The organism is Bacteroides sp. RCH18 (assembly GCF_058231005.1).
In genome coordinates this window covers 685,096-710,782 of sequence record NZ_JBIPTC010000001.1, presented here as the reverse complement: position 1 = coordinate 710,782, position 25,687 = coordinate 685,096, and the positions used below count along the sequence as shown (strand labels likewise).

The following is a 25,687-nucleotide window of genomic DNA, read 5'->3' as shown; positions in this document are numbered from 1 at the left end:
AGAAAGGTTAAAATAGAGGTAACGAATTGGCAACCGTATTTATTTCTGCGCTTTGCTGTGAGTTGCTGTCAATGTCACTCGTCTTGATGCAAAAGTAACAATAAAAATCGAAAACATATCAAAATGTCCCATGATTTTTTATCATAGGACGTTTCTTATCTTCGATGAATATATCCGGTTTAGTCGTTACCTATATTTCAGTTAATTCCGGCTATGATTGCCTGAATTTGTATTTCAACCCATACTCTTCCAACTTGCTGTACAGCGTTGTACGTCCTATCCCGAGCAGTTCGGCGGCAACCTTGCGGTTCCCGTTCGCCTGCTTCAACGCACGTAGGATACGCTCCTTGTCTTCCGCGTCGTTACGCAGGGCGAAGCTGACGGGTGAAGTCGGTTTCGTCACGGCAAGCTCCAGATGTTCTTTCGTGACAAGTCCGGTCTGCGCCTGTAACACCGCACCCATGATTTTCTGTCGAAGCTCACGGACATTGCCCGGCCAAACATGGGTCAGCAATGTTTTACGGGCTTCTCCGTTAAAACCGATAACATCGCATTCCAGTTCTTTGTTCGCTGCCTCACGGAAGAACTCAGCCAAAGGCATGATGTCCTCCTGACAGTCACGCAAAGGCGGAACTACTATCTCGAAATCGTGCAGCCTATACAGCAAGTCCTGCCGAAAACGTTTTTCAATGACCGCCTGTTCCAATTCCTCATTGGTGGCGGCGATGATGCGGACGTTGAAACTCCTATCCGTCTTATCACCTATCGGTCGGTATCTCCGTTCCTGTATGGCACGCAGCAGCATCTGTTGGGTTTCCAATGCGAGGTTTCCTACTTCGTCCAAGAACAGCGTGCCACCCTCTGCCTCATGGAAATATCCTTTCTTGGTGCTGTCCGCACCCGTAAACGCGCCTTTGACGTGTCCGAAGAATGCCGAGGGCGCAAGTTCTTTGGTGAGTGAACCGCAGTCCACAGCAACAAACGGTTTTCCTGCCCGTTTGCTCTTTTCGTGCAGGTGGTGGGCGATATGTTCCTTGCCCGTACCGTTCTCACCGAATATAAGAACACTCATATCGGTAGGAGCAACCAGCCTTATCCGTTTCATAATGTCTTGAAATGCCGAACCGTCACGGGAGAACACGGGCATACGGCTTCTCCCGGTGTTACGTTCTTTCAGGATGGTGCGGAGCAGCGGCACGAGTTTGTCCTCCACAAGCCGTTTGGGTATATAGTCCAGCGAGCCGAGTTTCATGCTTTCCACTGCCGTATGCACTTCAGCGTAATCGGTCATGATGATAAACGGCTGCATCATGCCTTCTTTGCGCATCCACCGCAAGAGGTCGATGCCGTCACCATCGGGCAGACGCAGGTCGGATACCACTATGTCCTCGTCCGTGGCTTGCTGCAACAGTTTCCTTGCCATTGAGAGGCGGTAGGCCTGCACGGTACGGAATCCTTCCCGTGCCAGCAGGTTGCAGACAAACTGGCAATAGACGATATTGTCCTCCACCACTGTGATTTTTGTCTTATCCATTGTATTTTCTCCTTTCCTCTTTTGCCAGCCGTATGATTTCCGAACCTTTATCCAATACGGCGGTCACGGCTTTGCCTATCGCTTTGTCATCTGGAGAGCCACTTCCATGAAGCAGGTTATAAAGCTCTTTTAATGGCTGGTCGGCTCTGAGTATCTGCCATGAACTTCGCAGGTGGTGTGACAAGGTGTCCAGTTCTTGCATGTCTTTTCGCTGTTCCGCGTTCCTGACAGCCTGCATTTCCTTTTCTGTTTCCGCTATCAGTTTTTCCAGCATGACGGATTCATTGCCGTAGGACAGCAAAGTGGAAAAGTCCGGTTTTTCATTTTGGTTGCCTTTTATGGCGCATTTGTCTGAAATCTCCATCAGTTCCGATATGGAAAACGGCTTGAACAGGCAACCGGCGAATCCACGTTCCATAAGCTCCTCCTTGTCGCAACTGCCCGAAGCGGTTGTTATTACTACCGGGATTGTCTTTGAGTTGCCCACGTTGGACGAGCGCAACAGTTCCAGCAACTCAAAGCCGTTTATATCCGGCATATTCAAATCCGTCAAAAGTAAACTATATTCCTTTTTCCGTATCAGTTCTATCAGCTCCGCCACATCAATGCAGGTATCACAATGTATTTCCTCGTGGGCATACATTTCTTTTAGCATAAGGAGCAATACCTCGTCATTGTCGATAGCGATAACATCATGGTATCTCTCATTGTTGCGGATATAATTCCTGACTGTCTGTTGTGGCTGTTGTTCTTGGGTAACCAGTGCAGGTATTTCCACCGTAAAACGGCTGCCTCTATCTTTCTCACTTTCCAATCTGATTGTTCCGCCGAGCATTGCCACGGTACGCTGCACGATGGACAAACCCAATCCGAAGCCGTCTTTCGCAGCGGCATTTGAAAGGCGTTCAAACGCATCAAACACCCGTCGTTGTTCCTCTTCGGTCATGCCTGTCCCTGTATCTTCGACAAATAATTTCAATATACCGTTATCATAATCCGTTGTCAGGGATACGCCACCGCTCTCGGTAAATTTGATGGCATTTGACAGAAGATTATTCCCGATTTGCAAAATGCGTTCCTTATCGGTCAGGACAACGGCATCCGTGCAGTCTGTAACGGTAAGGGACAATCCCTTGTTCATGGCAATAGGCACAAACTCTGTTTCAAGAATGTGCGTGATTGATGAAATCCTGCATGGGGAAAGGCTGGGCTGTTCCTTGCCGTTATCCAGACGGAAGAAATCCAGCAGCGTGTTGAGCATCCCACGCATACGGTCGGAGGATTGCCGGATATTGTCCACGTACAAGGTGGTTTTGTCCGCGCTGCAAGTTTTCTGCATCAGTGCCGCATAGCCCGTTATTGCTGTCAGCGGTGTGCGCAGTTCATGGGTAATGGTATGCACAGCTTTCTTGCGAGAGGCAATCAGTGTCTCGTTTTGCTCCACAGACTGTTTCAGTTGCCCGATTAGGTCTGTCGTTTCTTTTTTATACCGTTTGATACGGTTGGCATTACGATGTATGATAATATACGAAATAATCAGTAGCAAAAGAACGAACCCTGTCAAGCCCCCTATCTGTATAAAGGATTGCTCACGCATGGCGGTTATCTCGGCTTCCCGCATTTGCAAGTCGGCTTGTATTTTACTTTCTATTTGGCGAATTAAGCCTTGCAACTGCCGGTTAAGTTCTGCGTTCCGTGTTGCAAGGCTATCAGCGTATTCCAGCAAACGGCGGCTTTGCGATTGTTGTTCGGCAATCATGTTACGATTGAGCGAACGGAGCATCGTGGTAATCACGGAAGGTTTGGCTTTCTCTTTCTTCCCTAAAATGCCCAAGAGCCCTTTTCGCTTCGGTTTCTTGGGCTGTTCCTGTACGCTTTTCTGTACGATTACAGGTACTTGACGGGCTATCTTCTCATTGAGAGCTTGTTGCTCATCAAGTACCTGTACAATCAAGCGTATTTGCCGTTCCTTATCTTCAAGAAGATGGCGTACACTGTCAATGCGTTCTGTATGATAAATTCCTTTGAAGTGGCACAGCTTACCGTCCATTGCCATTCGTTGGTTATGGTAATGCTCCAGTTCTTCTTCATTCCACTCCAATATAGTTTCACCCAATAGAAAAAACTCTATCAGTAGTATATGGATGTCACTTATCTCCTTTCGTAATTCTTCATTTTTTCGACTATTAGACTCCCACGTTTTTATTTCTTGCCATTCTTTATACCAAGTATTGGCTATACCATATATAAACAATACTATCAGCAAATAACCAAAAGCAATAATATTATGTATAGATTTCACATCTTGAACTATAATAGCATTTTTATTGTGAGATCTGATAAATCATTTTATTTTTTTTTACTCAATTTATTACACGATAAATTTTGCTAACAATCACCCAGTTGTCAATACTTTTCACCAGTGTAAACATATCAATGTATTCCTGAGTGCCGAATTGGGATTGGATCTTAACTATTGCGACACTTTGATCTATATTGCAATCTAACAATCTATAGTTTGCTGTTGATGCACCGCTTTTATCTACTATGTCATATAAGACTTTGACCGGAACAGTTTTTATTTGCCCGTTTTCAGACCAAGACATCGTTGCTTTGTCTGTAAAAGCTTTTGCCGTGATTTTACTGTTACCTTTTCTTCCACCTTCAACATAATATTCAATGGCTTTAATTATTCCTGCCATTTCTGGATTTGACTGACAATTCGAAATACACTGTTTTTGTATTTTACAAGGCTCTTTCACATTTTGAGCTGACACTAAATTGGTCATAAATAGCATTGCTATACAACAAGTCATTAGCGATATTGAAAATGTCTTCATTGTTCTTTTTATTTTTAATCATGTATAAAATGAGTACGCAATCTTTCCTCATATACAGGTTTATCTATGCCATGTTGCTTTGCCGTTTCCATGCTTTTTAATAACCATGCCATATTCTCTCCGAGAGAGCGCATGGTCTGTAATCCCTCTTTATCCTTGCGGACATCTTCAGTAGTAAAACCGTGTACAGAGTTCCAGTATTGCGATGACACAACAGGCATATTAGATATGGTGAAATATTGGTTTAGTTGCTCAAATGTAGCTGAAGCTCCTCCACGACGACAAGAAACCACAGAAGCTCCGAGTTTTCCAGCCATATCTCCTTCTTTACAGAAGAACAGCCGCTGACAGAATGAGGTAATCTGTCCGGTAGGCTGGCTGTAATATACCGGAGAGCCAAGTATGATAGCGTCAAATTCGGCAAGTCTGTCTTGTATCTTCCTCACAGCATCGTCACGGAAGCAATGTCCTGTTTCAAAACATTTCATGCAAGCGATACATCCGGCAATCGGCTTGTTCCCAAGATACAACATTTCTGTTTCAATATTATATTTACGCAGAGTCTGTGCAACTTCATTCAATGCTGTAAATGTGCAGCCATCTTTATGAGGGCTGCCATTTATCAATAATACTTTCATAGCTTCAGATATTTTTGCCTAATGAATATGCTTTATCTAATGAAGGGTGTCCGGCAATATCACCAATCAGCATAACACCTCCGGCATATACTTCTCCCAAATTTTCCCAACCAAGATGATGAAGCAGTGCATGATAGTAATGCTCTACTGGTTCAAAGTTATCAGGAGTGTCGCCTTCTGCTGCCATAAGCAATACACAATGTCGTTTTGGGGTATGATAGTCAGGGTCTTTTTCAGTAACGGCAAACAAGCGGTCGATAGCGGCTTTAAGTTGTGCCGTAATGCTCCAATAATACATCGGTGAAGCCAACACCAATACATCCGCCGTTTCATAATACGGATATATCTTTGCCATATCATCCTTCTGCACGCAAGGACTTTTCGAATCGCCTCCCCCACCTAAACACCCTAGACAGGGATGAATGTCCATCCGCTGCAAATTAAAAACTTCCACTGTATGTCCGGCTTCTTCCGCACCTTGCTTGAAAGCTTCCACCAGTCCTGCCGTATTCCCTTTCATACGTGGACTTCCGTTTAATATGACAATTTTCTTGCTCATTGTTCCTATTTCTTTTGTATCGTATTTGAATTTTGATTATAAGCTTTGGCTACACACTTCCATTCACCACCGATTTTCAGCAGAAGCAGATAGTCTGTAAAATCAATACGATTTCCCCAACCCTCTTCAAGAACACGAACAACCGCCAGTGTTTCTTCCACTGCCACCACATCAATACGCGCCTTAAATGCTTCACCGCCACTGATAGTGTCTACATTATGGTAGAACTGTTCAATGGAACCATGTTCCAGCTCTCCATCAAGAAAACCGAATAGAACAGCGTCATCGGTAAATAACTCGCGTGCATACTTGCTATCGCCTTCTGCCACACTCTTTACAAACTTCATAGCAGCTTCTTGTACTGCCTCATATTCTTTAATAGAATCTCTCATAATGTTTTTATTGTTTTTATTAATCGTTTGCAAAGTTACGGTGTAACGCCTATATACACAAGTACCGAAAAATTATTCATATACCGAAAAATTATTCGGTATCCTCTAAATTAGATAATTATACTTACCTTTGCAAAGTATTAAAGGAATTACAATATGTACGAAAGAAAAATACCTGTTGATTTAAGTTGTCCGTTACGTCTTACAATGAGTTTGATTGATTCCAAATGGAAGTCTTGTATTTTGGACGAATTGCGCAATACACCCATGCGACCGAGTGAACTTCACAAAGCTTTGCCCGAAGCCACACCACGAGTTCTTGATATACAACTAAAAGAATTAGTTGATGATGGTTTGGTACTGAAAACCATTTACCCAGAGCTTCCACCCCGTTCAGAATACTCTATTACAGACTTAGGACGCTCGCTATTACCAATACTTGATGCCATGATTACGTGGGGAGAAATGAATCATGAAGTTTTTGAGAAAAAATATAATGCAAATTATTGATTTATAATTTCATACTTCTCTTTTGCTTATTTTTCTTCTTTCTACGAAGTATCTCTGCCAATTCCTGATTGGCTTCCGCATCAGCAGCGTTGTAAGATGAGCCACCGCCGTTCAGCAATCCCAACGAATCGTTGAACAACTCACTTTGTACTGTGCCGGGTGGTGTGCTTGGTGTAGCCGATTCATGTGCTTTGGTTGCCATTCTCATACGTTCCTCATGCCTGTTGCGCTGCAAAGCTGCGCCAATTTTGGAATAACTGAAACTCCTGTCCACTTTGGATCCGTTGAAATGATAGCCGTTCAGGGTGAATACAACGCCTTGTATCTCGTTTGTATGCCCTCTGTGACTGAAATATACATCCACGCCCTGCCGTTTCAGATTGGCAACAAGCACATTCCAGTTTCCACACCTGCCGACTTCTGCTTTGAGGATGTCGTAAAGTTCGTACTTTGTCTTGTCCGGCTCTTTCAGGCGGTTACGCTTGACATTGTCCTTTCCGTTTGCCATATACAAACCGTATTTCTGCGTAAGTTCCTTGCAGACACGGGTACTGCGCAAACGCTCGTGCCTGTCCGAAATTGTGTTGCCGTTGTTGTCTATGCGATTGAAAGCTATATGCACGTGCGGATGTTCTTTGTCGAAGTGCCGAGCGATGAAGAATTGGGTGTCACGGATGCCCATCCGCTCTATGTATTCAAGCGCAATGCTTGCCATTACGCGATTCGTCAAGCGTGGCTCATCCTCTTTTGAAAAACTCAATGCGATGTGTCCGACAGGCTTCGATACCTTGTTGTTCATTTGCGACTGTGTATTGAAACTCATGGCGATAGTATCTTTATTTTCCATGAACAAGCCTTCGAATGCAACAACTTTGGCATTCTTTTCTTTGTCAAGAATGTAATTCACAACACCTTTAAAGTCGCTGCCCTTTACAATTTTCGCCATCATATCTCTATCTTGGTCAAGAGTTCGTGAATCCTTGCCACTGCCACCTTGCAGTCCCACCTTTCATCATGAAAGCCTCCGGCGTTCGCCTTGTGCGCAAGCTGGTTGAGATTGTTCGCCATGCCGCAGAGTTGGCGGATGTATCCGGCGTGTTCCTCAGACAATCGTTCTTGCACATGACCGTTCCGGTAACATTCCCTCATGTACTCGCTCGGCGATACGCCCGCCTCATGCGCCCGTGTCAGCAAGCGGAAGTAGTCGGCTGCCACCATCTTCACGCTGATGCGATAGCTCAGCTTTTCAGTCGCCCCTTTCTTCGGGCGACCGCCCTTGTTACGTTCCTTGTGTTCCTTATTCTGTTCCATATTTCATTTATTCTATCACGTTACTGATTTTACTGTATAGACCAACGGGATGCCACCTCCTTCAACATGGATGGTGGGTAGCAAGCGGTTTCGGTACACCCGAAACACAAACTTGCTACCTCCCAATCCTTGAAGAATGAGTTTCGGGCAGCTCCCGTTTTTGCTGTTTGGAATGTCATAGTCCCAATCCTTTCTTCTTCTGTTTTACGATAGTTCTTGGTGGTGGACTAACGGCTAATTCCTGCCGTTTGCCGCACAGGTAATCGTTCAGGTCTTTATGTCCTTTGTAGTTGTCGGAGAAGTCGCGGATGCGTCCGGCAAACTCCCTCTCCAGTTCCCAATACGCCTTTCTTCCCGCCTCGTCATTATCAAGCAGGCAATGGATGCGCCCGTACCCGTGCAGCACATCTACGGCTTTGGAAACATTGGAGACGGAATTGAGGATGACATAATCCTGCCTGTCAAGGTTGGGCATGGCCGGACAGTTCTTCATCCGCAACGTGAGGAAGGAAAGATAGTCCGTCATGCCCTCGAACACGAGGCATTTCTCTCTCAGCTCTCCCTGTTGCCGGATATGGCTGATGTCCTTCGGTGCGATACAGCCTTTGAAGAAACGGTTACGAACCTCATATCCTCCAGCCACGTTCGGGAACCCGATGGCGAAATAGGGCTTGCCGTTATGGATGAAGTGCAGTTCCCTACATTCCGGTTTTGCCAAAGCTATGTTTATACCCCGTTCCTGTAAGTAGCGGAGCAGTGCCGGATGGGTGAGTTCTCCCACTTCCAGATGTTGGAAACTCGGCTCTGATGCCTGCTGGTGAAAAGAGAAAGACACGGGACGGATGTGTGGAGCCTGTTCCGCTATCCTGTTAAGCAGGTACGGTACATGGTCGGATGCGTATAGTTCCTGCGCCAGTGCAATGATGTTGCCGCCCCTACCCAGCCCGTAATCGAACCACAGGTTACGGTCGGTATTCACCTTGAACGAGGCTTCCGTTTCCTGCCGGAACGGGGATTTGTACCACAGGCTGTTTCCCTGTTGCTTTACGGGCGTGTAGCCCAGACTTTGCAGATAGTCTGCGATTCTGATTTGTTTCGCTTCTTGTGTAGTCATAATCTTACAATAGATTTAGTGATGAATGTAAAAACGATGATCTGATGAATCCGTACATCATTTTATAGAATGACAGCATAATACATATTCATCATCCTTTCATCAAAGTACTCGCCAAAAGAGAAATTCATCATTGATAGTGACGGGCATGGTGTGTCAGTCCCATTTCTCCTTTTCATCATCGGAATACTTTTGATGAATATCTGATGAGAATATAAACCTGTATGTTTCAGTATGGTTATATGCTTGTTCATCATTTCATCAAAATAATCAGAGAGTTGTCAGATATTCTTTTGTCACGGTATAGAATCTTCCGGTTTTCCGTATGGGCGAATAGTGACATTCACGGGTACAGTCCACTTGGTAGGTGGTGTAGGTAAGCGTATTGGATGCAGGAGTGAGTTTCCAACATTCCTGTATCACTTTCCGGACTTGGTGTTTTTCCACCTTTACCTGTGAGTGTACCAGTAAAAGAAGAACATCGTTATAGCAGAATGAGAACGTGTCCGTGCCTGTACCGTCCATGATGTCGAGTATAAGCTCGCACATCTCGATTTCCAGACGGTTGCGGTTGCTGCGGATAATCTTCCGCAAGGCTTCGGTATGCAGCAATGACGGAGCAAACCACATCCGGCTTTCTTTTTTCGTTGCCATCATCCTGTGCTGCAAATGATACAGGAAAGCCGGGATTTCCGCTTTCAGTTTTTGCAGGAAATTGGTATCGTCAGATTGCAGGTGGTTTATCTTTCGCACCCAATAACGTGTCTCGCCAGCGTCAATGATGACAGGCAGATACTCGTTGTTGGAACACAGCACGAACTTGGCGAAGAAGGCTATCTCGTCACGGTCTTTGCCCTTTGCTTCGACCTTGTAGGAGAGTGTGGTGCTGAGGTTCTTCAACCGTTCGCTGTCTTCCCTTCGGTTGAGCAGCACCTCGTCCACCACAATGAGCAGTTTGCCCGTCCAGTCGGAATTGAACTGGTTGCGGAAATCCTCGTTGGTGTTGAACGTGACATTGTTCTGAAACACGGCTTTCAGGAAGTTCAGAAACGTACTTTTACCTGTATTGCGCTCTTCCGACACCAACAACAGGATAGGCAGTTTCTGTACAGGTTGCAGGTAGAGCAGTTGCAGGTAATCCATGCCCAACTCGTATTGTTCACCGAAGATGTGGCGCACCAATGACTGGATACAGGGAAACCCGCCTTGTTGCGGGCGGTGCTCTATAGGCTCGTATAGGTTCAGGAACTTGTCCACCACGGGACGGTAGCCCACATGGTCGGGGACGGTGCAAAAGCCGTCATACTTTGGCACAGTGGCGAGATAGTCCTTGCCGTAGTCCTGCCGTAGCGTCTCGTTGTTCCACACGATGCGTTTCTTCACATAGCCTCCGTTCAAACGGGGCTGGTTCACTAACTTATAGAGGGTCGTACCCACACGGATAAACTCCTCCTTTTCTGTATTTTTCTTGTCCATAGGCACATATTGCTTTATGATTGTCGAATGTTTGTCTGGCGCAAAATTCGGCAATACAAACAAGACGGATTGACAACTCACACGTGACTCACGTAAGATTTTCTTGGATTTGGCTTAAAAGCATACGACAAAAGCCCGAAAAAGGTGCTTCTTCGGACTTTTGTTGGTAATACGTATTGCTGGTAAAACGGCAATACGTCTGTTCAACTGACCACAAATACGTTTTATCAGCAGTACGTTTTATTGATAATGCGTTTTATCGGCAATAGATTGACATATAACGATTTGTCGGTTTCACTATTTCATGTCGCCATATCATTGGGCTTTATGCTTGATAATTAGACATATTCATATTGTGAATACCCGGCGAAAAGAAGAACATTGTTTTCTCTTTTCGCAAGTACAGCCTTTCAAATATGGCATTGCGCACCTGCTCCGCACCGAAGCTGTTGATGCGGAAAGCAAGCGCGACTACCATCGGAAAACTGAACACATCGGCATAATACCCGTTCTCCAGCCGGACATATCTCTGTACTTCGTATTCTTTCAATACGCCACTTTTATACACGGCACAGATAGCTGCACGAAGTGTCGGGACAATTATCCCGAACAGTTCCACAAGTTCCGGTTCACTCATCCATATATCAGTGACATTTTCCGGCACAATGATGTTGCCGGATTCGTTCATGGTTATGATGTTTCTTTCCATACTCATGACATCGTTATCCCGTTAAACGTCTTGCTCAATTTATCACCGAACATCGTCAGGTCATTGTCGAGTTTCTGCGTGGTTATCTTTGCGTAGATTTGGGTTGTGACGATATTCGTATGTCCCAATACACGGCTTACGCTCTCGATGGGCATGCCCTTGCTCAAAGCTAATGTTGCGAAGCCATGACGACTGCAATGAAATGAAATTGACTTGGTTATACCACATTCCTTTATCATCCGTTTCAGAGGTTTACAGATAGACCAGTAGTTCAAGCCGGGGAATATGCGGTTGTCTTTCTGTATCGGTCGGTAGCGTTCGATTATCTGCAAGGGTATATCCAGCAGCTTCACTTGGAAGGGGACTTTGGTCTTGTGGCGTTTGGACAATATCCACTTCTCGCCGTTCACCTCCACGATGTTGTCATTCGTCAGTTCCTGAATGTCCACGAACGACAAGGCGGTGAAACTGGCAAAGACAAAGATGTCACGGATGTATGCGAGCTTGCTATCCTCGAACTCATGTGTCATGACCGCTTTCAGTTCATCTTCCGTCAGATATTCCCGCTCCTTCACATTGGGGCTGATGTGGAACTGTGCGAAAGGGTTGCGTGGTATCAGTCCGTTGAAGTGCGCACGCATCACCACGCCTTTCAGCCACATACATTTCTCCCATATCGTCCCGTTATGCAGTCCGGCTTCCGTTGAGAGGTATGCGGCGAACTCCTTGATGAAATCGGGAGTAAGTTCCGGCATAGCCATGTCCGTACGCTTGTAGAACGACTTGATGAACGCCGCAACGTAGTTTCTTGCCACCACACGGGAACGATAGGTCGCCATTGTACGGTCTTTTCCCACACGTTTCCTGAACACCTCGTTCTCACGGTCAAAAGCTTTGAGCAAGGTCTCGTACTCGCTGCCGATTCCCTGAAAGGCGTTGCGCACCATTTCAGCCGTGACGAATGCCTCACGGTCGGATATGCGCTGGTAATGCTTGATGATTTGCGCCTTGATGTTGTCAAGGGCAAGGTTGATGTCCCGCGCCTCGTGGCTCTTGCCTTTTGCCTTGTTCCCTTTCACGTCCCAAAGCGTTTTCGGAATGCTCTGCTTGCAACTGAACTGCGCCACAGTCCCGTTGATTGTAACCCGTCCCATGATGGGGACAATACCGTTTTTCTCCTTGCTGCCGTTCACGTAGAACAGCACCTTGAATGTGCTTCTTGCCATACTCGTTTTTTGTTTGCAAAGTTATTACTCAACGAGTTAGACCTTGATATGCCAACCTGTGCCACAAACTGCCAGATACAACACGGTATGTTAAAAATCACCATCCGGCGGGTAACGATTTGGAGACCGTTCTGCTTCATAAATCCGCTTTCCTTTGCGTTACCCCGATTTTTCGCTTGTCCTCATTTGGCTCCGCAAACGCCTTATTGACAGGCGTTACGAAGACATTTATCCCTTTTTATTCGTCTTTTCCAGAGATTTTTAGTAATTTTGCCCAATCAACTCAATAACAAATAAATAATGGATGAATTAAACAATGGGGAACAAGGACAATATGTTGAACCCGGGAAAAATGAGAAGAAAAATAATACACGAAAAATTGTAAAAAGAACTTTGATTACGGCAGGACTAGCTTTGGCTGTATACATGGTATACTCCATCGTTTATCTGTTTATTTCGCCCGACCGTAATATTCAGCAGATTTATCTGGTGCCGGAGGATGCGGCGTTTATCATTCAGTCATCTGCTCCGATTGAAGATTGGGAAAAGTTTAGTGGAAGCGAAACCTGGCAATGTCTGAGAAAAGCGAAATCATTTGAAGAAGTTGCGAAGAGCGTGGAAAAGCTTGACTCGGTTGTCAAAAGCAATAAAGTACTGTTATCACTGGTCGGTCAGCGGGATCTGCTTATCTCACTTCATAAGACCCGCGCTACCGATTGGGATTTTCTGCTTATAGTAGATATGCAGAAAGCTTCTAAAATGGATTTATTGAAGGATCAGGTCGAAACAGTGCTGGCAATGTCCGGCTTTACTGTCACTAATCGAATGCATAATGGAATTAACATTCTTGAAATGCGTGATCCGGATACCCGTGATGTCTTTTATACTGCTTTTGTGGATAATCACCTGGTAGGCTCTTATACTTCCGGCCTTGTTGAATCTGCCATCAACTCCCGTAATAAGCCTAAGATCGGACTTGACCAGTCTTTTATTGAAACGGAAAAATTAGTTTCCGGTAAAGGGCTTGTCAGGGTATTTATCAACTATGCCCGTATTCCTCAGTTTATGTCCATTTATCTGGGAGCGAGAAATGAATATGTCGATCTGTTCAGTAATTCTATGAATTTTGCGGGCCTTTACCTGAATATGGATAAGGACCGGATGGAAGTGAAAGGTTATACGTTGAAGAAAGATTCGGTGGATCCTTATATCACTGCCTTGCTGAATTCGGGAAAGCATAAAATGAAAGCTCACGAGATTTTGTCCGGGCGAACGGCTCTTTATACAAATATCGGCTTCGATAGTCCGGTAACTTTCGTGAAGGAACTGGAGAACGCTCTGTCTGTTCATGATAAACTGTTGTATGACTCTTATCAGAGTTCGCGGAAAAAGATAGAAAGCCTGTTTGGTATTTCTCTGGAAGAGAACTTCCTGAGCTGGATGTCCGGAGAGTTTGCCATAACACAATCCGAACCGGGGTTATTAGGACATGATCCTGAAGTGATTCTGGCTATTCGGGCAAAAAGCATCAAAGACGCCCGTAAGAATATGGAGTTTATTGAAAAGAAGATCAAACGCCGGTCTCCGGTTAAGATAAAGTCAGTTAATTATAAGGACTTTGAAATCAATTATGTTGAAATGAAAGGTTTCTTCCGTCTGTTCTTCGGAAAGCTGTTTGATAAATTTGAGAAGCCATATTATACTTATGTGGATGATTACGTCGTTTTCAGTAATAAAGCTGCTTCCTTGCTTTCCTTTGTAGAAGATTACGAACAGAAGAATTTACTGAAGAATAATGCAGGATTTAAGGATGCTTATTCGTATATGAAATCAAGTTCCACGATCTTCTTGTATACAGATATGCACAAGTTCTACTCACAATTGAAACCTATGATGAATCCCGCTACATGGAATGAAATACAATCGAATAAAGATGTCTTGTATTCATTTCCTTACTGGACGATGCAGGTGATCGGAGATAACAACCAAGCTTCTCTGCAGTATGTGATGGATTACCGTCCATACGAGCCGGAAGAGGTAGTTGCCGTTGTCAGCGATGAGGAAGATCAGGATATGGACGAAGAGGCTGTGACCGAAAAGGAGCAGATGAGCGAGTTAAAGCGTTTCTATATTGAGAAGTTTGAAGGAAATGTTCTGCGTGAGTTCTATCCGGAAGGAGCACTGAAAAGCGAAGCGGAAGTGAAAGAAGGAAAACGTCACGGACGTTATCGTGAATATCACGAAAATGGAAAGCTCAAGCTTCGTGGGAAATATTCAAATAATCAGCCTAAAGGCACATGGAAGTATTACACCGAAGAAGGTGAATTTGAACGGAAGGAGAAGTTTTAAATGAACTTCTCCTGATTGGATATATATCTTATTTAATATTTTCTTCTGTGCTGGGACAAGAAGTTATCTATAAAGCGGACGATATAAACGACAGCAACTCCGGCTATGACCAATACGATAATACGACTCAACATAGTTTTTGATTTTATATTTAACGGTGCACAAAGATAAATAAGATATATGATATATGGGATATCGGGATAAGAAAAAATAATTCAACCCTAGAACAGGGTTCTGAATAGTACTTTTATAAATTACTGATTTCTAGCTATAAAGAAAAATATGAATAAAAAAGTATCGAAAAGTTTTTGAGTTCTCGCAAAAAGCACTACCTTTGCATCCGCAAATAAGGATGGTTCCGTAGCTCAGCTGGATAGAGCAACGCCCTTCTAAGGCGTGGGTCAAGCGTTCGAATCGCTTCGGAATCACTGATGTAAACGTTGATTATTTAATAATAGTCAACGTTTTTCTTTTGTTTAGGATATATCAGATTTATTGAATACTGATTGGATTTTTATTGCGATTATCCCCTATAAAACAGTAAATGTCCCCCTATGTCCCCCTTTGCTGTATACTATATTGATTTGATAAACAGGCAAATATTTGATTTAATTAAGAATATATTTATACCCCCTATTTTATAAAGCAACTCCCATTATTATTCCTACATTTGCATTCAGAGATTCGTCTCTTTAGTTGGGAAACATAAACCTTTTGTTCATGAAGCATTTACGACAAACTGTACTTTTTATATTGTTAGGATTCTTATTGACTGCTTGTCATCATACAGCCGACCGATTGTTATCTATCGAACAATTGATCAAGCTGAAACCGGACAGCGCTCTTTCTTTACTTCGCCAAATTCAGTATCCAGAGAAGCTGTCGGATTCAAATAGGGCTTTGTATGCATTGCTAATGACTCAGGTGATCAATCAGTCATCTGATGAGGAGCATAAAAGTGATTCACTTATATCTGTTGCAATTGATTATTATAAAGGAACCACGGACTCTGTTCATGCGGCACTGGCTTATTATAATGCCGGTCTGGTAGCAATGGATAATGAAGATTCGGAAGCTTCCCTGCATAATTTCCTAAAGACAATCGATTGGTTGGGAGAGAGTGATAACGATGAACTTCAGTTCATGGTCAGGTATAAAATGAGTCGTCTTTTCAACTTGCGACTGATTCCTGATGAGGAACTACGGTTGGGGAAGGCAGCGTTACCTTATGCCGAACGGACAGGCAACCCTTTGTATATCTGTGCACTGTTGCCGTATATCACTCACGGATTTATGCAGACAAATCAACTGGATAGCGCCTATAAATATTCTGTGCAAGCGATACAACTGGCTGAGAAAGAGAACTTGGTCCGGGCATTATCACATATTTATTCACAGCATGCCCATCTTTGCATGGCGATGAAGGACTATAAACAGGCGTTGATGTATCGCGATAAAGATTTGGCTATTCTATTTGAACTTTTCGGAGAGGAAAATGAATATATCTATGATCATTATATAAATAAGGCAAACACACTGACTGAACTGCATCAGTATGATTCTGCTTTCTACTACATTAATAAAGCGGTGGAAGATACAACAGATATACAATATACAACTCGAAAGTCTTTGGCTAAGGCTGAAATTTATGCTGCTACCGGGCAGATGGATTCGGCATATTATTATATGAACCGACATGCTGACTTGCGGGATAGGCTCATAGAGGAGAGAGATAAGGAAGGCTTACTGACTTTGCACCGGAATTATCACAATGATGAATTGAAAAAAGCCAATACCCGTCTCTGGCAACAGGCGGTAGAAAGGAAGCTGCAACTGTATGTTGTGACTATTGTTTGTTGCCTGGCGATTTTGTTAGGGGTATGCATCTACTTCTTTTTATATAAAAGGAAACAACAGGAAGTATTGCGTCAGAAAGGACAGATTGCCCATCAGCAGGAGTTGTTGAAGTACCGTGAAATAGAAAAACTACAGGCAGAAAAAGACTTGTCGGAAGCTAAGGAAAGGGAAGCGCAGATTCGGGAGAAAGAGGCTTTACTAAAGGTTGAGTTCTTTAAGCGCCTGAATGAAACTTGTATTCCTGTGATTGAAAATCCGAAGACCCAGCAGAATATAATGCTCAAGAATGAGGACTGGAAAGTAATATTCAAGAATGCCAACAGTATCTTCCTGAATTTTACAGAACGTCTGAAGAATCAGTATCCTGCACTGAATGAGGAGGATTTGCGGTATTGCTGTATGGTGAAAATGCAGTTTTCGCAGACTGATATTGCTAAGATCATGCATCTGGAGAAAGATTCGGTGAAGAAAAGACTGAAAAGAATTCGTACCGAAAAGATGGGGATAGCGCAGGAAACGACATTGGAGGCTGTGCTTCGGGACTTTTAAATGATTAAGAATGAGAATGAAATAATTTGTTAAACCAAACATTAGAATTATGAAACAAACACTGAGTTTTCATAGTCCGATCATTGCTTCTACACAGAGCAAGGTGGATGTAGAAGCTTTTGAGAAGAGTACAGATGCTTTTGAAAAGGGAGAGCACTTACAGTCTTTTTATCTGTTGCTGGATTATATTGATCCGGAGTTACGCAGCAAATTTGGTAATGCGGAAGGAACGGAGTTTGCTGTGCCTCATGGTTCCATTATGGTCTATCTGAAGCTGGAGGGTGACCAACTGAATATTACAGCTCCGTTTTTGTTGCTGCCGGAAAAGGGAAGGATACCTTTGCTGCGGCAGGTGGCAGCTTTGAATCTGACAGAACTGACATTAGCATGTATCTCTTTGCAGAATGATAAGTTGTTCTTTGACTTTCATTGTCCGGTGGCCTTATGCAATCCTTACAAGATATACTATGTGCTTGAGGAAATTTGCCGGATAGGAGATAAATATGATGATGAATTTGTGACTAAGTTCAAGGCCGAGCGTATTTATGAACCCAAAATTACTCCATACGACGATGAAACGGTAGATAAGGTATACGAAGCTCTTCAGCAGACCTGCAAGGAATGTATGGACGCTGTAAAATACTTTGAGACAGAACGAAAGTATGGTTATGCCTGGAATATATTATCCAGTACGCTTCTTAAAATATGCTATTTTGTCTGTCCGCAGGGGCAACTGCTGAATGATCTTGATAAGGCGATTACAGATCATGGACGCGAGGATATGCCATTGCCGGAGATCGTATCCCGTACCAAATCTGTTGTCACACGCCTTCAGGAAATGACGAAGGAGCAACTGGCTGCCGATCTTTACTTTGTTGAAACTTTCATTTCGGACAGACGCCGTTCCGTACTGAAAAACATTCAGGATAACTTTGAAGATACATACGAGAAAGCCGGTTCGGCATTAGAATCAGGTGACTTCATTGTTTGCTGCTTGCTTATTATTAATAAGTTCTATGAATTGTACTATTATAATAATGTGCAGGATGATGTGAATGCGGTAGTTGTGAAAGCTATGAAGGCTACCTCTGCCATGTCATGGGAAGAAGCAGCTCCGATATTATATGAAGCGATGGACAATATCATGGAAGGAGAACTGGATGTAGATGATGACGAAGAAGGTGGTGACGAAGACGGAGAAACAATGGGCTTCGACATGTCACAACTACAACAGATGCAACAGGAAATGATGCAGCAGGCGATGCAGAATATCGATATGGAGCAAATACAGAAGATGCAGCAACTTGCTATGGAGAATATGCAAAAGATGATGGCCGGTATGTATGGCAACAATAACAATACGGAAGAGGACACTAACAAATAAAGAACAAGACTATGGAACAGAATATATACAATGCCATTTATAAAGTGAATCATGCCGGTGGCTGCGGCAGTTGTTTTTATCTGAAACAATATGATCTGTTTGTTACCAATTATCATGTAGTAGAGGGATTCCGTCAGGTAGCGATCCAGGATAATGATAAGAATTCGTTCCTGGCCAGGGTCGTTATGGTAAATTCCGTATTGGATATTGCTTTGCTGTCTGTGGAAGGGGATTTTTCCGCTCTTCCGGATATCCGGTTATCGGAGTTGAAAGAAGTCGCGATCGGACAGAAGATAAATGTGGCCGGCTATCCGTTTGGTATGCCGTTCACCGTGACTGAAGGTACGGTTTCTTCTCCCAGACAGCTGATTAATAACAGTTATTATATTCAGACAGATGCTGCGGTCAATCCGGGAAATAGCGGAGGTCCCATGTTCAATGAACGTGGGGAACTGATCGCCATTACCGCCAGTAAGATCACCGATGCGGATAATATGGGATTTGGTATTCCTGTGGATACACTGAAAAAGGTACTGGAGAATATAGAAAGTCTGGATCGCTCTGTTTTCAATGTGCAGTGTAATAGTTGCGATGAATTCATTTCCGAAGAAGATGAATATTGCCCTTGTTGCGGTGACAAACTGCCGGAAGAAATCTTTAAGGAGAGGGGACTGACTGATCTGGCTGTATTCTGCGAAGAAGCCATTGAAGCGATGGGAATCAATCCGGTATTGGCACGTGTGGGATACGAAGGCTGGAAATTCTATAAGGGAAGTTCGGAGATACGTATGTTTGTATACGACCGTTCTTATCTGTTTGCCACCTCCCCGCTGAATATTCTGCCAAAGAAGAACCTGGAACCTGTGCTGACCTATTTACTTCAGACAGAGATTGCTCCTTATCGTTTCGGACTGGATGGAAATCAGATTTATCTTTCTTATCGTGTGCATATTTCTGATATATTCTCGGATTATTCGGAAGATGTTAAGACGAATCTGACCCATCTTGCTTTCAAGGCAGACGATCTGGATAATTATCTGGTAGATACTTTTGGCTGTGAGTTTTCCGAATATGCTAATAAAAACGCTATCTGACCAATAACTAAACTATTTGAATATCACTCCTTTCGCTGAATTATTGAGGCGGAAGGAGTGTCTTTTTTCCTCCCTGCCGGATACTCGCAAATCTATTTTTACGAAGAATAACGAACGTTATATAGGTTTCAAAAAGCTCAAAAAAGGTAAAATGATGTTGCGATTCTCTGTTATTACTTATACTTTTGGACGATTAACAACTAAAAAACACAATAAAGTTATGAAGAAATTGATTTTTTTATTTGCATTTTGCCTTACTGTGACTAACATTTTCGCTCAAACTGACCCTAGCCAATTGAAAAAAGAAGGAAGCGACGCTTTTAATGCCAAGAACTATCCCGTAGCTTATGCTAAATTCAGCGAGTATCTGAAACAAACGAATAACCAGGATTCTGCTATCGCTTATTACTGTGGTATGGCTGCAGACGAAGTGAAAAAGTATGCAGAAGCTGTGACTTTCTTTGATATTGCTATTCAAAAGAAATTCAATATAGGTAATGCTTATGCCCGTAAAGCGCTGGCACTGGATGCTATGAAGAAGACTGACGAGTATGTTGCTACCTTGGAAGAAGGTCTGAAAGTAGACCCGGACAATAAAACAATGATTAAGAACTATGGTCTCCACTACCTGAAAGCAGGTATTGCTGCGCAGAAAGCCGGAAAAGCTGAAGAAGCAGAAGAATGCTTTAAGAAAGTGATTCCTTTGGATCATAAAACATATAAAACCAATGCTTTGTATAGCCTGGGCGTTTTATGCTATAACGACGGTGCGAATATCCTGAAAAAGGCTGCTCCTCTGGCAAACTCTGATGCAGACAAATATGCTGCAGAAAAGGAAAAGGCGGATGGCAGATTTAAAGAAGCTATAGGTTACTTGGAAGAAGCTACCAAAGTTTCTCCGGAAGATACAAAGTCTAAAACTATGCTTTCTCAAGTGCAAGCAGCTATGAAGTAAACTACCAATTCCAGATAGAAAGGGTTGCCGGGGAACATTTTGGCAACCCTTTTTTATTGCTTCTTTTTTTGAATGATCTACTTTTTGCGTACTTTTGCTCTCCCAAAAAGAAAGACTTTATGCAATTATATACAAGAGAAGAAACGATTCGGAGAATGAACCATTTAGGGCAATCCTGCCGGCCTTTTATTTTTATCATTAATTATTTGCAGGATGCCTCTTATGTAGAAGAAGTTGCTTCTGTTGACCCTTCTGAAGTAGTATATAACCTAAATGGATTTACCAACCAATCTTCATTGAATGATGTGCTTTCTTGTTCTGAAGAGCCTGTCCGCTGGAATTCTTATCCCGAATCTTTCGATAGTTACCGTCGGTCATTTGATATTGTCCAACGGAATATATTTGCCGGAAACAGCTTTCTGACCAATCTGACATGCCGCACGCCGATAGAGACGAACCTTAGTCTGAAAGATATTTTCTTCCGTTCAAAAGCAATGTATAAATTGTGGGTCAGGGATCAGTTCACTGTTTTCTCTCCCGAGATATTTGTCAGAATCCAACAGGGAAAAATCAGTTCTTATCCGATGAAAGGTACTCTTGATGCATCATTGCCTTCGGCTGTCCGGCAGCTGATGGATGATCCGAAAGAGGCAGCCGAACATGCTACTATCGTAGATTTGATCCGCAATGATTTAAGCATAGTGGCCGATCGGGTATCTGTGTCCCGATACAGGTATATCGATAAGCTTCAGACGAATCGCGGAACTATTCTTCAGACAAGTTCTGAGATACAGGGGACTTTGCCGGATAATTATCGGGAAAGTCTGGGAAATATTCTTTTCAAACTCTTGCCTGCCGGTTCTATCACTGGTGCTCCCAAGAAAAAGACGATGCAGATTATCAATGAAGCCGAGACGTATGAGAGAGGATTTTATACGGGCGTGATGGGGTATTTCGACGGAAGCAGTCTTGATAGTGCTGTTATGATACGTTTTGTGGAGCAGGAAGGCGACAGAATGTATTTTAAGAGCGGAGGCGGAATAACCTGCCGCAGTGAAGTGGAAAGTGAATATCATGAAATGAAACAAAAAGTATATGTGCCAATTTATTGAAACGATTCGCATAGAAGACGGACAGGTGTATAATCTGTCGTATCACACAGCGCGCATGAACCGGACTCGTGCCGCCTTTTGGAAAGAAGCGGCTCCCATTGATTTGTCCGGCTTTGTATCTCCTCCGTCTCTGTCCGGTATCTGGAAGTGCCGGATTGTGTACGGTAAGGAAATCGAAGAGGTTGGATACGCTCCTTATCAAATGAGAATGGTTTCTTCCTTGCGTCCGGTTGCTTCGGACACTATTGATTATAGTTACAAGAGTATCAATCGGGGAGAATTGAATGATCTGTTTGCCCGGAGAGGGAAGGCAGACGATATTCTGATAGTGAAAGACGGATATCTGACAGATACCTCCATTGCCAACATAGCGTTGTATGACGGACATACATGGTATACTCCGGCCCATCCCTTGCTTCAGGGGACGAAGCGTGCGGAACTGTTGGATAATCGGTTCATTGTGGAGAAAGATATCCGGCAGGCGCAATTGGGCGATTACTCCCATATCATGTTGTTCAATGCGATGATCGATTGGAAACGGCTCATCATACCTGTCAATGAAAAACATTTTATTCTATAACTAAAATTAACGGAATTATATACAGAACCGTTGAACAAAGCCTCTTTTTAATCTGTTATATTTATGTGTTTTTCATAGTATTAGATAAAGATTAATTAAAAGAGATTGTACTTCACTTGTGAAAGCTTAGAGTACATCAGAAGCAGAAGAGTCTGTTTTTTTGATAAATGTGTTAGAGCATCGGTTTTACTAGGCCGATGCTTTTTTTATGTCCTTTTGTTGCGTTTTGTAGTTTATATGAAATAAAATTTGTACGTTTGTAGGGTAATAATAGAAAATGATGAAGATGAACATACCCGTTATCTTTCAGTTTTTAAAAGATCTTTCTGCGAATAATAATCGTGAGTGGTTCAATGAGCACCGGTCAGAATATGAAGTAGCCCGTGCCGAGTTTGATAACTTTCTGGCAACAGTAATCGCCCGCATCTCTTTGTTCGATGAAACAATCCGGGGAATCCAACCCAAAGATTGTACCTATCGTATTTATCGGGATACCCGCTTCTCTGCGGATAAGACACCCTATAAGATACATTTTGGCGGCTATATCAATGCCAAAGGCAAGAAATCCGATCATTGCGGATACTATGTGCATCTGCAGCCTGATGGAAGCATGCTTGCCGGAGGAAGCCTGTGTTTGCCTCCCAACGTACTGAAAGCTGTCCGCCAAGCCATTTATGACAATGTGGAAGAGTATATCTCCATTGTAGAAGACCCCGAATTCAAAAAATATTTTCCTGTAGTGGGAGAGGACTTCATGAAAACAGCTCCCAAGGGATTCCCGAAAGATTTTAAATATATTGATTATCTGAAGTGCAGACAGTTTGTCTGTTCTTATCTTGTTCCCGATGATTTTTTCACTCGGGCGGACATGATGGAGCAGATAGAGAAAGCATTCCGACAGTTCAAGAGATTTGCCGATTTCATCAATTACACAATTGATGATTTTGAATAAAATAATACCTAAAAATATAAACTTAAAAATTAAACTCATATGGTAGTAGATACTTTAGAAAATCTGGAAAAATATGCGTCTTTGAATCCTTTGTTTGCACAAGCTATTGAGTTCTTGAAATCTCATGACCTCCAAGCCATGGAAATAGGCAAGACTGAACTGAAAGGAAAAGATCTGCTAGTGAATATCGCACAGACAAAGCCTAAGACTAAGGAAGAGGCGAAACTGGAAACGCATAATGAATTTATTGATATTCAGATCCCATTGTCGGGAACAGAGGTGATGGGGTATACTGCTGCCAAAGATTGTGTGCCTGCCGACGCTCCTTACAATGCAGAAAAAGATATTACTTTCTTCGAAGGACTGGCAGAAACATATGTAGCCGTGAAACCGGGAATGTTTGCCATTTTCTTCCCGCAAGACGGACATGCTCCCGGCATTACTCCCGACGGAGTGAAGAAAGTGATCGTAAAAGTAAAAGCATAAACCTAATTCAATTCTGATATGAAAGAGACACTCAACATTATCAAAAACGATCCCTGGCTGGAACCTTTCGCAGATGCCATTACTGGTCGTCACCAGTATGCACTGAACAAGGAAGCCGAGCTGACCAATAAAGGAAAACAAACTCTTTCGGACTTTGCATCAGGCTATCTTTATTTTGGTCTGCACCGTACTCCCAAAGGATGGACGTTCCGCGAATGGGCACCGAATGCTACTCATATTTATATGGTAGGTACATTCAACAACTGGGAAGAGAAAGCTGCTTATAAGCTGAAAAAACTGAAAAACGGTAATTGGGAAATCAATCTTCCGGCAGATGCCATTCAGCACGGAGACTTATATAAGTTGAATGTGTATTGGGATGGCGGACAAGGTGAACGCATTCCTGCATGGGCTACACGGGTAGTGCAGGACGAACAGACCAAGATATTCAGTGCACAAGTCTGGGCACCGGAAAAGCCATATAAATTCAAGAAAAAGACATTTAAGCCTACTACGAATCCTTTGTTGATCTATGAATGTCATATTGGAATGGCACAACAAGAGGAAAAAGTAGGCACATACAATGAATTCCGCGAAAAAACACTTCCACGCATAGCACAGGAAGGCTATAACTGTATTCAGATTATGGCCATTCAGGAGCATCCTTATTATGGTAGTTTTGGCTATCATGTATCCAGTTTCTTTGCTGCTTCTTCCCGCTTTGGTACGCCCGACGAACTGAAAGCGCTGATTGATGCTGCTCATGAGATGGGTATTGCCGTTATTATGGATATTGTCCATTCTCATGCGGTGAAAAACGAAGTGGAAGGTTTGGGTAACTTTGCCGGTGATCCGAACCAGTATTTCTATCCGGCTCCTCGTCGTGAGCATCCGGCATGGGATTCACTATGCTTTGATTATGGCAAAAATGAAGTGATTCATTTCTTATTGTCCAACTGTAAATACTGGCTGGAAGAATATAAGTTTGACGGATTCCGTTTTGACGGTGTGACGTCTATGTTGTATTATAGCCACGGGTTGGGAGAAGCATTCTGTAATTACGGAGATTACTTCAATGGTCATCAGGACGGCAATGCCATTTGTTACCTGACATTGGCGAATGAGTTGATTCATCAGGTCAATCCGAAGGCTATCTCTATTGCTGAAGAAGTTTCCGGTATGCCGGGACTTGCGGCCAAAGTAGAGGATGGCGGTTACGGATTTGATTACCGTATGGCTATGAACATCCCTGATTACTGGATCAAGACTATCAAGGAAAAGATTGATGAGGACTGGAAACCTTCCAGTATGTTCTGGGAAGTAACCAACCGTCGTCAGGATGAAAAGACGATCTCTTATGCGGAAAGTCATGATCAGGCATTGGTAGGAGACAAGACTATTATTTTCCGTCTGATTGATGCCGATATGTATTGGCATATGCAGAAAGGCGATGAGAATTATGTAGTCAATCGTGGAATCGCTTTACATAAGATGATCCGCTTGCTGACATCTTCGACGATCAATGGCGGTTATCTGAACTTTATGGGTAATGAGTTCGGGCATCCCGAATGGATCGATTTTCCGCGTGAAGGTAATGGATGGTCTTGTAAGTATGCCCGTCGTCAGTGGGATCTGGTAGATAACAAGAATCTGGCTTATCACTACATGGGGGACTTTGATGCTGAGATGCTGAAAGTGATCAAGAGTGTGAAAGATTTCCAGGCGACTCCGGTTCAGGAGATCTGGCATAATGATGGTGATCAGGTATTGGCTTATGGACGTAAGGATCTGATATTTGTATTTAACTTCAATCCGAGACAGTCTTTTGTGGATTATGGTTTCCTTGTTAGTCCGGGAGCTTATGAAGTAATCTTGAATACGGATAATGTTGCATTTGGCGGAAATGGTCTTGCAGATGATTCAGTAGTTCATTTCACGATTGCCGATCCGTTGTATAAGAAGGAAAAGAAAGAGTGGCTGAAACTCTATATTCCTGCACGTACAGCTGTTGTTTTGAGAAAGAAGAAATAACTCAAGGAATAAAATAAGAAAGCCCTTGC

Annotated in this window: 23 protein-coding genes and 1 tRNA gene; 12 read left to right on the top strand and 12 right to left on the bottom strand. The window is 43.2% G+C overall.

Translation table 11 applies throughout. From position 1 onward, the window contains the following. Window positions 1–211: 211 nt before the first annotated feature. The 6 genes from ACHLI0_RS02705 to ACHLI0_RS02680 all read right to left on the bottom strand — a co-directional run bounded on the left by ACHLI0_RS02705 (window position 212) and on the right by ACHLI0_RS02680 (window position 5,963). Window positions 212–1,534 carry a sigma-54-dependent transcriptional regulator gene (locus tag ACHLI0_RS02705; protein ID WP_490748384.1) on the bottom strand — a complete coding sequence of 441 codons (1,323 nt, stop codon included), beginning with the start codon at window positions 1,532–1,534 and terminating at the stop codon, window positions 212–214. Next, window positions 1,527–3,836 carry a hybrid sensor histidine kinase/response regulator gene (locus ACHLI0_RS02700; protein ID WP_490748383.1) on the bottom strand — a complete coding sequence of 770 codons (2,310 nt, stop codon included), beginning with the start codon at window positions 3,834–3,836 and terminating at the stop codon, window positions 1,527–1,529. Before ACHLI0_RS02700 ends, ACHLI0_RS02705 begins: the two co-directional genes overlap by 8 nt. A gap of 61 nt (window positions 3,837–3,897) precedes the next feature. Beyond that, the gene (locus ACHLI0_RS02695; RefSeq protein ID WP_281862582.1) at window positions 3,898–4,374 is read right to left on the bottom strand and encodes a nuclear transport factor 2 family protein; all 477 of its coding nucleotides are present in this window, start codon (window positions 4,372–4,374) and stop codon (window positions 3,898–3,900) included. Window positions 4,375–4,388: 14 nt separating this feature from the next. Continuing rightward, on the bottom strand, window positions 4,389–5,012 hold the full coding sequence (locus ACHLI0_RS02690) for a flavodoxin family protein (protein WP_281862581.1): 624 nt from the start codon (window positions 5,010–5,012) through the stop codon (window positions 4,389–4,391). Window positions 5,013–5,016: 4 nt separating this feature from the next. Then, window positions 5,017–5,571, bottom strand: a complete 555-nt coding sequence (locus ACHLI0_RS02685; RefSeq protein WP_490748382.1) for a flavodoxin family protein — start codon at window positions 5,569–5,571, stop codon at window positions 5,017–5,019. A gap of 5 nt (window positions 5,572–5,576) precedes the next feature. After that, window positions 5,577–5,963: a nuclear transport factor 2 family protein gene (locus ACHLI0_RS02680; RefSeq protein ID WP_490748381.1), complete on the bottom strand. Its 387-nt coding sequence runs from the start codon at window positions 5,961–5,963 to the stop codon at window positions 5,577–5,579. Window positions 5,964–6,119: 156 nt separating this feature from the next. On the opposite strand from ACHLI0_RS02680, the gene ACHLI0_RS02675 reads away from it, so the two are divergent. Continuing rightward, window positions 6,120–6,473 (top strand): winged helix-turn-helix transcriptional regulator, encoded by a 354-nt coding sequence (locus ACHLI0_RS02675; protein WP_281862578.1) that lies wholly within the window; start codon window positions 6,120–6,122, stop codon window positions 6,471–6,473. Between the two features lies 1 nt (window position 6,474). Here the strand turns inward: ACHLI0_RS02675 and ACHLI0_RS02670 are convergent, their stop codons facing one another. The 6 genes from ACHLI0_RS02670 to ACHLI0_RS02645 all read right to left on the bottom strand — a co-directional run bounded on the left by ACHLI0_RS02670 (window position 6,475) and on the right by ACHLI0_RS02645 (window position 12,309). Further along, the gene (locus ACHLI0_RS02670; RefSeq protein WP_490748380.1) at window positions 6,475–7,422 is read right to left on the bottom strand and encodes a relaxase/mobilization nuclease domain-containing protein; all 948 of its coding nucleotides are present in this window, start codon (window positions 7,420–7,422) and stop codon (window positions 6,475–6,477) included. Continuing rightward, window positions 7,419–7,784 (bottom strand): MobC family plasmid mobilization relaxosome protein, encoded by a 366-nt coding sequence (locus ACHLI0_RS02665; RefSeq protein WP_490748379.1) that lies wholly within the window; start codon window positions 7,782–7,784, stop codon window positions 7,419–7,421. Before ACHLI0_RS02665 ends, ACHLI0_RS02670 begins: the two co-directional genes overlap by 4 nt. A 175-nt stretch (window positions 7,785–7,959) precedes the next feature. Further along, window positions 7,960–8,898 carry a toprim domain-containing protein gene (locus ACHLI0_RS02660; RefSeq protein WP_490748378.1) on the bottom strand — a complete coding sequence of 313 codons (939 nt, stop codon included), beginning with the start codon at window positions 8,896–8,898 and terminating at the stop codon, window positions 7,960–7,962. Window positions 8,899–9,168: 270 nt separating this feature from the next. Continuing rightward, on the bottom strand, window positions 9,169–10,374 hold the full coding sequence (locus tag ACHLI0_RS02655; protein ID WP_490748377.1) for a primase-helicase family protein: 1,206 nt from the start codon (window positions 10,372–10,374) through the stop codon (window positions 9,169–9,171). Window positions 10,375–10,699: 325 nt separating this feature from the next. After that, entirely contained in the window at window positions 10,700–11,089 is a 390-nt protein-coding gene (locus tag ACHLI0_RS02650) for a virulence RhuM family protein (protein WP_278451388.1), read from the bottom strand. Continuing rightward, on the bottom strand, window positions 11,086–12,309 hold the full coding sequence (locus tag ACHLI0_RS02645; RefSeq protein ID WP_490748376.1) for a site-specific integrase: 1,224 nt from the start codon (window positions 12,307–12,309) through the stop codon (window positions 11,086–11,088). The genes ACHLI0_RS02650 and ACHLI0_RS02645 overlap by 4 nt, the downstream gene beginning before the upstream one ends. 300 nt (window positions 12,310–12,609) lie before the next feature. On the opposite strand from ACHLI0_RS02645, the gene ACHLI0_RS02640 reads away from it, so the two are divergent. From ACHLI0_RS02640 to ACHLI0_RS02590, 11 genes are all read left to right on the top strand, one after another. Then, the gene (locus tag ACHLI0_RS02640; RefSeq protein WP_055218052.1) at window positions 12,610–14,658 is read left to right on the top strand and encodes a DUF3352 domain-containing protein; all 2,049 of its coding nucleotides are present in this window, start codon (window positions 12,610–12,612) and stop codon (window positions 14,656–14,658) included. 354 nt (window positions 14,659–15,012) lie between these two features. Continuing rightward, window positions 15,013–15,086 (top strand) — tRNA-Arg (locus ACHLI0_RS02635). Between the two features lie 292 nt (window positions 15,087–15,378). Continuing rightward, complete coding sequence (locus ACHLI0_RS02630; protein ID WP_258972859.1) at window positions 15,379–17,064, top strand: transcriptional regulator; 1,686 nt, start codon at window positions 15,379–15,381, stop codon at window positions 17,062–17,064. Window positions 17,065–17,113: 49 nt separating this feature from the next. Then, a complete protein-coding gene (locus ACHLI0_RS02625; protein WP_490748375.1) occupies window positions 17,114–18,448 on the top strand; it encodes a type III secretion system chaperone family protein in 1,335 nt (444 codons plus the stop codon). An 11-nt stretch (window positions 18,449–18,459) separates the two neighbouring features. Next, a complete protein-coding gene (locus ACHLI0_RS02620) occupies window positions 18,460–19,542 on the top strand; it encodes a trypsin-like peptidase domain-containing protein (protein WP_055218004.1) in 1,083 nt (360 codons plus the stop codon). Window positions 19,543–19,762: 220 nt separating this feature from the next. After that, window positions 19,763–20,497: a tetratricopeptide repeat protein gene (locus ACHLI0_RS02615; protein WP_008761468.1), complete on the top strand. Its 735-nt coding sequence runs from the start codon at window positions 19,763–19,765 to the stop codon at window positions 20,495–20,497. A gap of 119 nt (window positions 20,498–20,616) precedes the next feature. Beyond that, on the top strand, window positions 20,617–21,609 hold the full coding sequence (locus tag ACHLI0_RS02610) for an aminodeoxychorismate synthase component I (protein ID WP_490748374.1): 993 nt from the start codon (window positions 20,617–20,619) through the stop codon (window positions 21,607–21,609). Further along, window positions 21,593–22,189, top strand: coding sequence for an aminotransferase class IV family protein (locus ACHLI0_RS02605; RefSeq protein ID WP_490748373.1), 597 nt, complete (start codon window positions 21,593–21,595; stop codon window positions 22,187–22,189). Before ACHLI0_RS02610 ends, ACHLI0_RS02605 begins: the two co-directional genes overlap by 17 nt. A 277-nt stretch (window positions 22,190–22,466) precedes the next feature. Further along, window positions 22,467–23,141: a DUF2461 domain-containing protein gene (locus tag ACHLI0_RS02600; RefSeq protein WP_008761471.1), complete on the top strand. Its 675-nt coding sequence runs from the start codon at window positions 22,467–22,469 to the stop codon at window positions 23,139–23,141. A gap of 39 nt (window positions 23,142–23,180) precedes the next feature. Further along, window positions 23,181–23,627, top strand: coding sequence for a NanQ anomerase/TabA/YiaL family protein (locus ACHLI0_RS02595; protein WP_022471985.1), 447 nt, complete (start codon window positions 23,181–23,183; stop codon window positions 23,625–23,627). 18 nt (window positions 23,628–23,645) lie between these two features. Next, window positions 23,646–25,658 (top strand): alpha amylase C-terminal domain-containing protein, encoded by a 2,013-nt coding sequence (locus tag ACHLI0_RS02590; protein ID WP_055217997.1) that lies wholly within the window; start codon window positions 23,646–23,648, stop codon window positions 25,656–25,658. Window positions 25,659–25,687 lie beyond the last annotated feature (29 nt).

Bases quoted from the DNA above. Each gene is read 5' to 3' on its own strand.
- ACHLI0_RS02645 (WP_490748376.1), bottom strand. From the start codon at position 12,309: ATGGCAAGAAGCACATTCAAGGTGCTGTTCTACGTGAACGGCAGCAAG.
- ACHLI0_RS02620 (WP_055218004.1), top strand. From the start codon at position 18,460: ATGGAACAGAATATATACAATGCCATTTATAAAGTGAATCATGCCGGT.
- ACHLI0_RS02705 (WP_490748384.1), bottom strand. From the start codon at position 1,534: ATGGATAAGACAAAAATCACAGTGGTGGAGGACAATATCGTCTATTGC.
- ACHLI0_RS02625 (WP_490748375.1), top strand. From the start codon at position 17,114: ATGAAACAAACACTGAGTTTTCATAGTCCGATCATTGCTTCTACACAG.
- ACHLI0_RS02690 (WP_281862581.1), bottom strand. From the start codon at position 5,012: ATGAAAGTATTATTGATAAATGGCAGCCCTCATAAAGATGGCTGCACA.
- ACHLI0_RS02655 (WP_490748377.1), bottom strand. From the start codon at position 10,374: ATGGACAAGAAAAATACAGAAAAGGAGGAGTTTATCCGTGTGGGTACG.
- ACHLI0_RS02680 (WP_490748381.1), bottom strand. From the start codon at position 5,963: ATGAGAGATTCTATTAAAGAATATGAGGCAGTACAAGAAGCTGCTATG.
- ACHLI0_RS02590 (WP_055217997.1), top strand. From the start codon at position 23,646: ATGAAAGAGACACTCAACATTATCAAAAACGATCCCTGGCTGGAACCT.
- ACHLI0_RS02610 (WP_490748374.1), top strand. From the start codon at position 20,617: ATGCAATTATATACAAGAGAAGAAACGATTCGGAGAATGAACCATTTA.
- ACHLI0_RS02615 (WP_008761468.1), top strand. From the start codon at position 19,763: ATGAAGAAATTGATTTTTTTATTTGCATTTTGCCTTACTGTGACTAAC.
- ACHLI0_RS02640 (WP_055218052.1), top strand. From the start codon at position 12,610: ATGGATGAATTAAACAATGGGGAACAAGGACAATATGTTGAACCCGGG.
- ACHLI0_RS02665 (WP_490748379.1), bottom strand. From the start codon at position 7,784: ATGGAACAGAATAAGGAACACAAGGAACGTAACAAGGGCGGTCGCCCG.
- ACHLI0_RS02600 (WP_008761471.1), top strand. From the start codon at position 22,467: ATGATGAAGATGAACATACCCGTTATCTTTCAGTTTTTAAAAGATCTT.
- ACHLI0_RS02695 (WP_281862582.1), bottom strand. From the start codon at position 4,374: ATGAAGACATTTTCAATATCGCTAATGACTTGTTGTATAGCAATGCTA.
- ACHLI0_RS02685 (WP_490748382.1), bottom strand. From the start codon at position 5,571: ATGAGCAAGAAAATTGTCATATTAAACGGAAGTCCACGTATGAAAGGG.
- ACHLI0_RS02595 (WP_022471985.1), top strand. From the start codon at position 23,181: ATGGTAGTAGATACTTTAGAAAATCTGGAAAAATATGCGTCTTTGAAT.
- ACHLI0_RS02675 (WP_281862578.1), top strand. From the start codon at position 6,120: ATGTACGAAAGAAAAATACCTGTTGATTTAAGTTGTCCGTTACGTCTT.
- ACHLI0_RS02630 (WP_258972859.1), top strand. From the start codon at position 15,379: ATGAAGCATTTACGACAAACTGTACTTTTTATATTGTTAGGATTCTTA.
- ACHLI0_RS02660 (WP_490748378.1), bottom strand. From the start codon at position 8,898: ATGACTACACAAGAAGCGAAACAAATCAGAATCGCAGACTATCTGCAA.
- ACHLI0_RS02670 (WP_490748380.1), bottom strand. From the start codon at position 7,422: ATGATGGCGAAAATTGTAAAGGGCAGCGACTTTAAAGGTGTTGTGAAT.
- ACHLI0_RS02605 (WP_490748373.1), top strand. From the start codon at position 21,593: ATGTGCCAATTTATTGAAACGATTCGCATAGAAGACGGACAGGTGTAT.
- ACHLI0_RS02650 (WP_278451388.1), bottom strand. From the start codon at position 11,089: ATGAGTATGGAAAGAAACATCATAACCATGAACGAATCCGGCAACATC.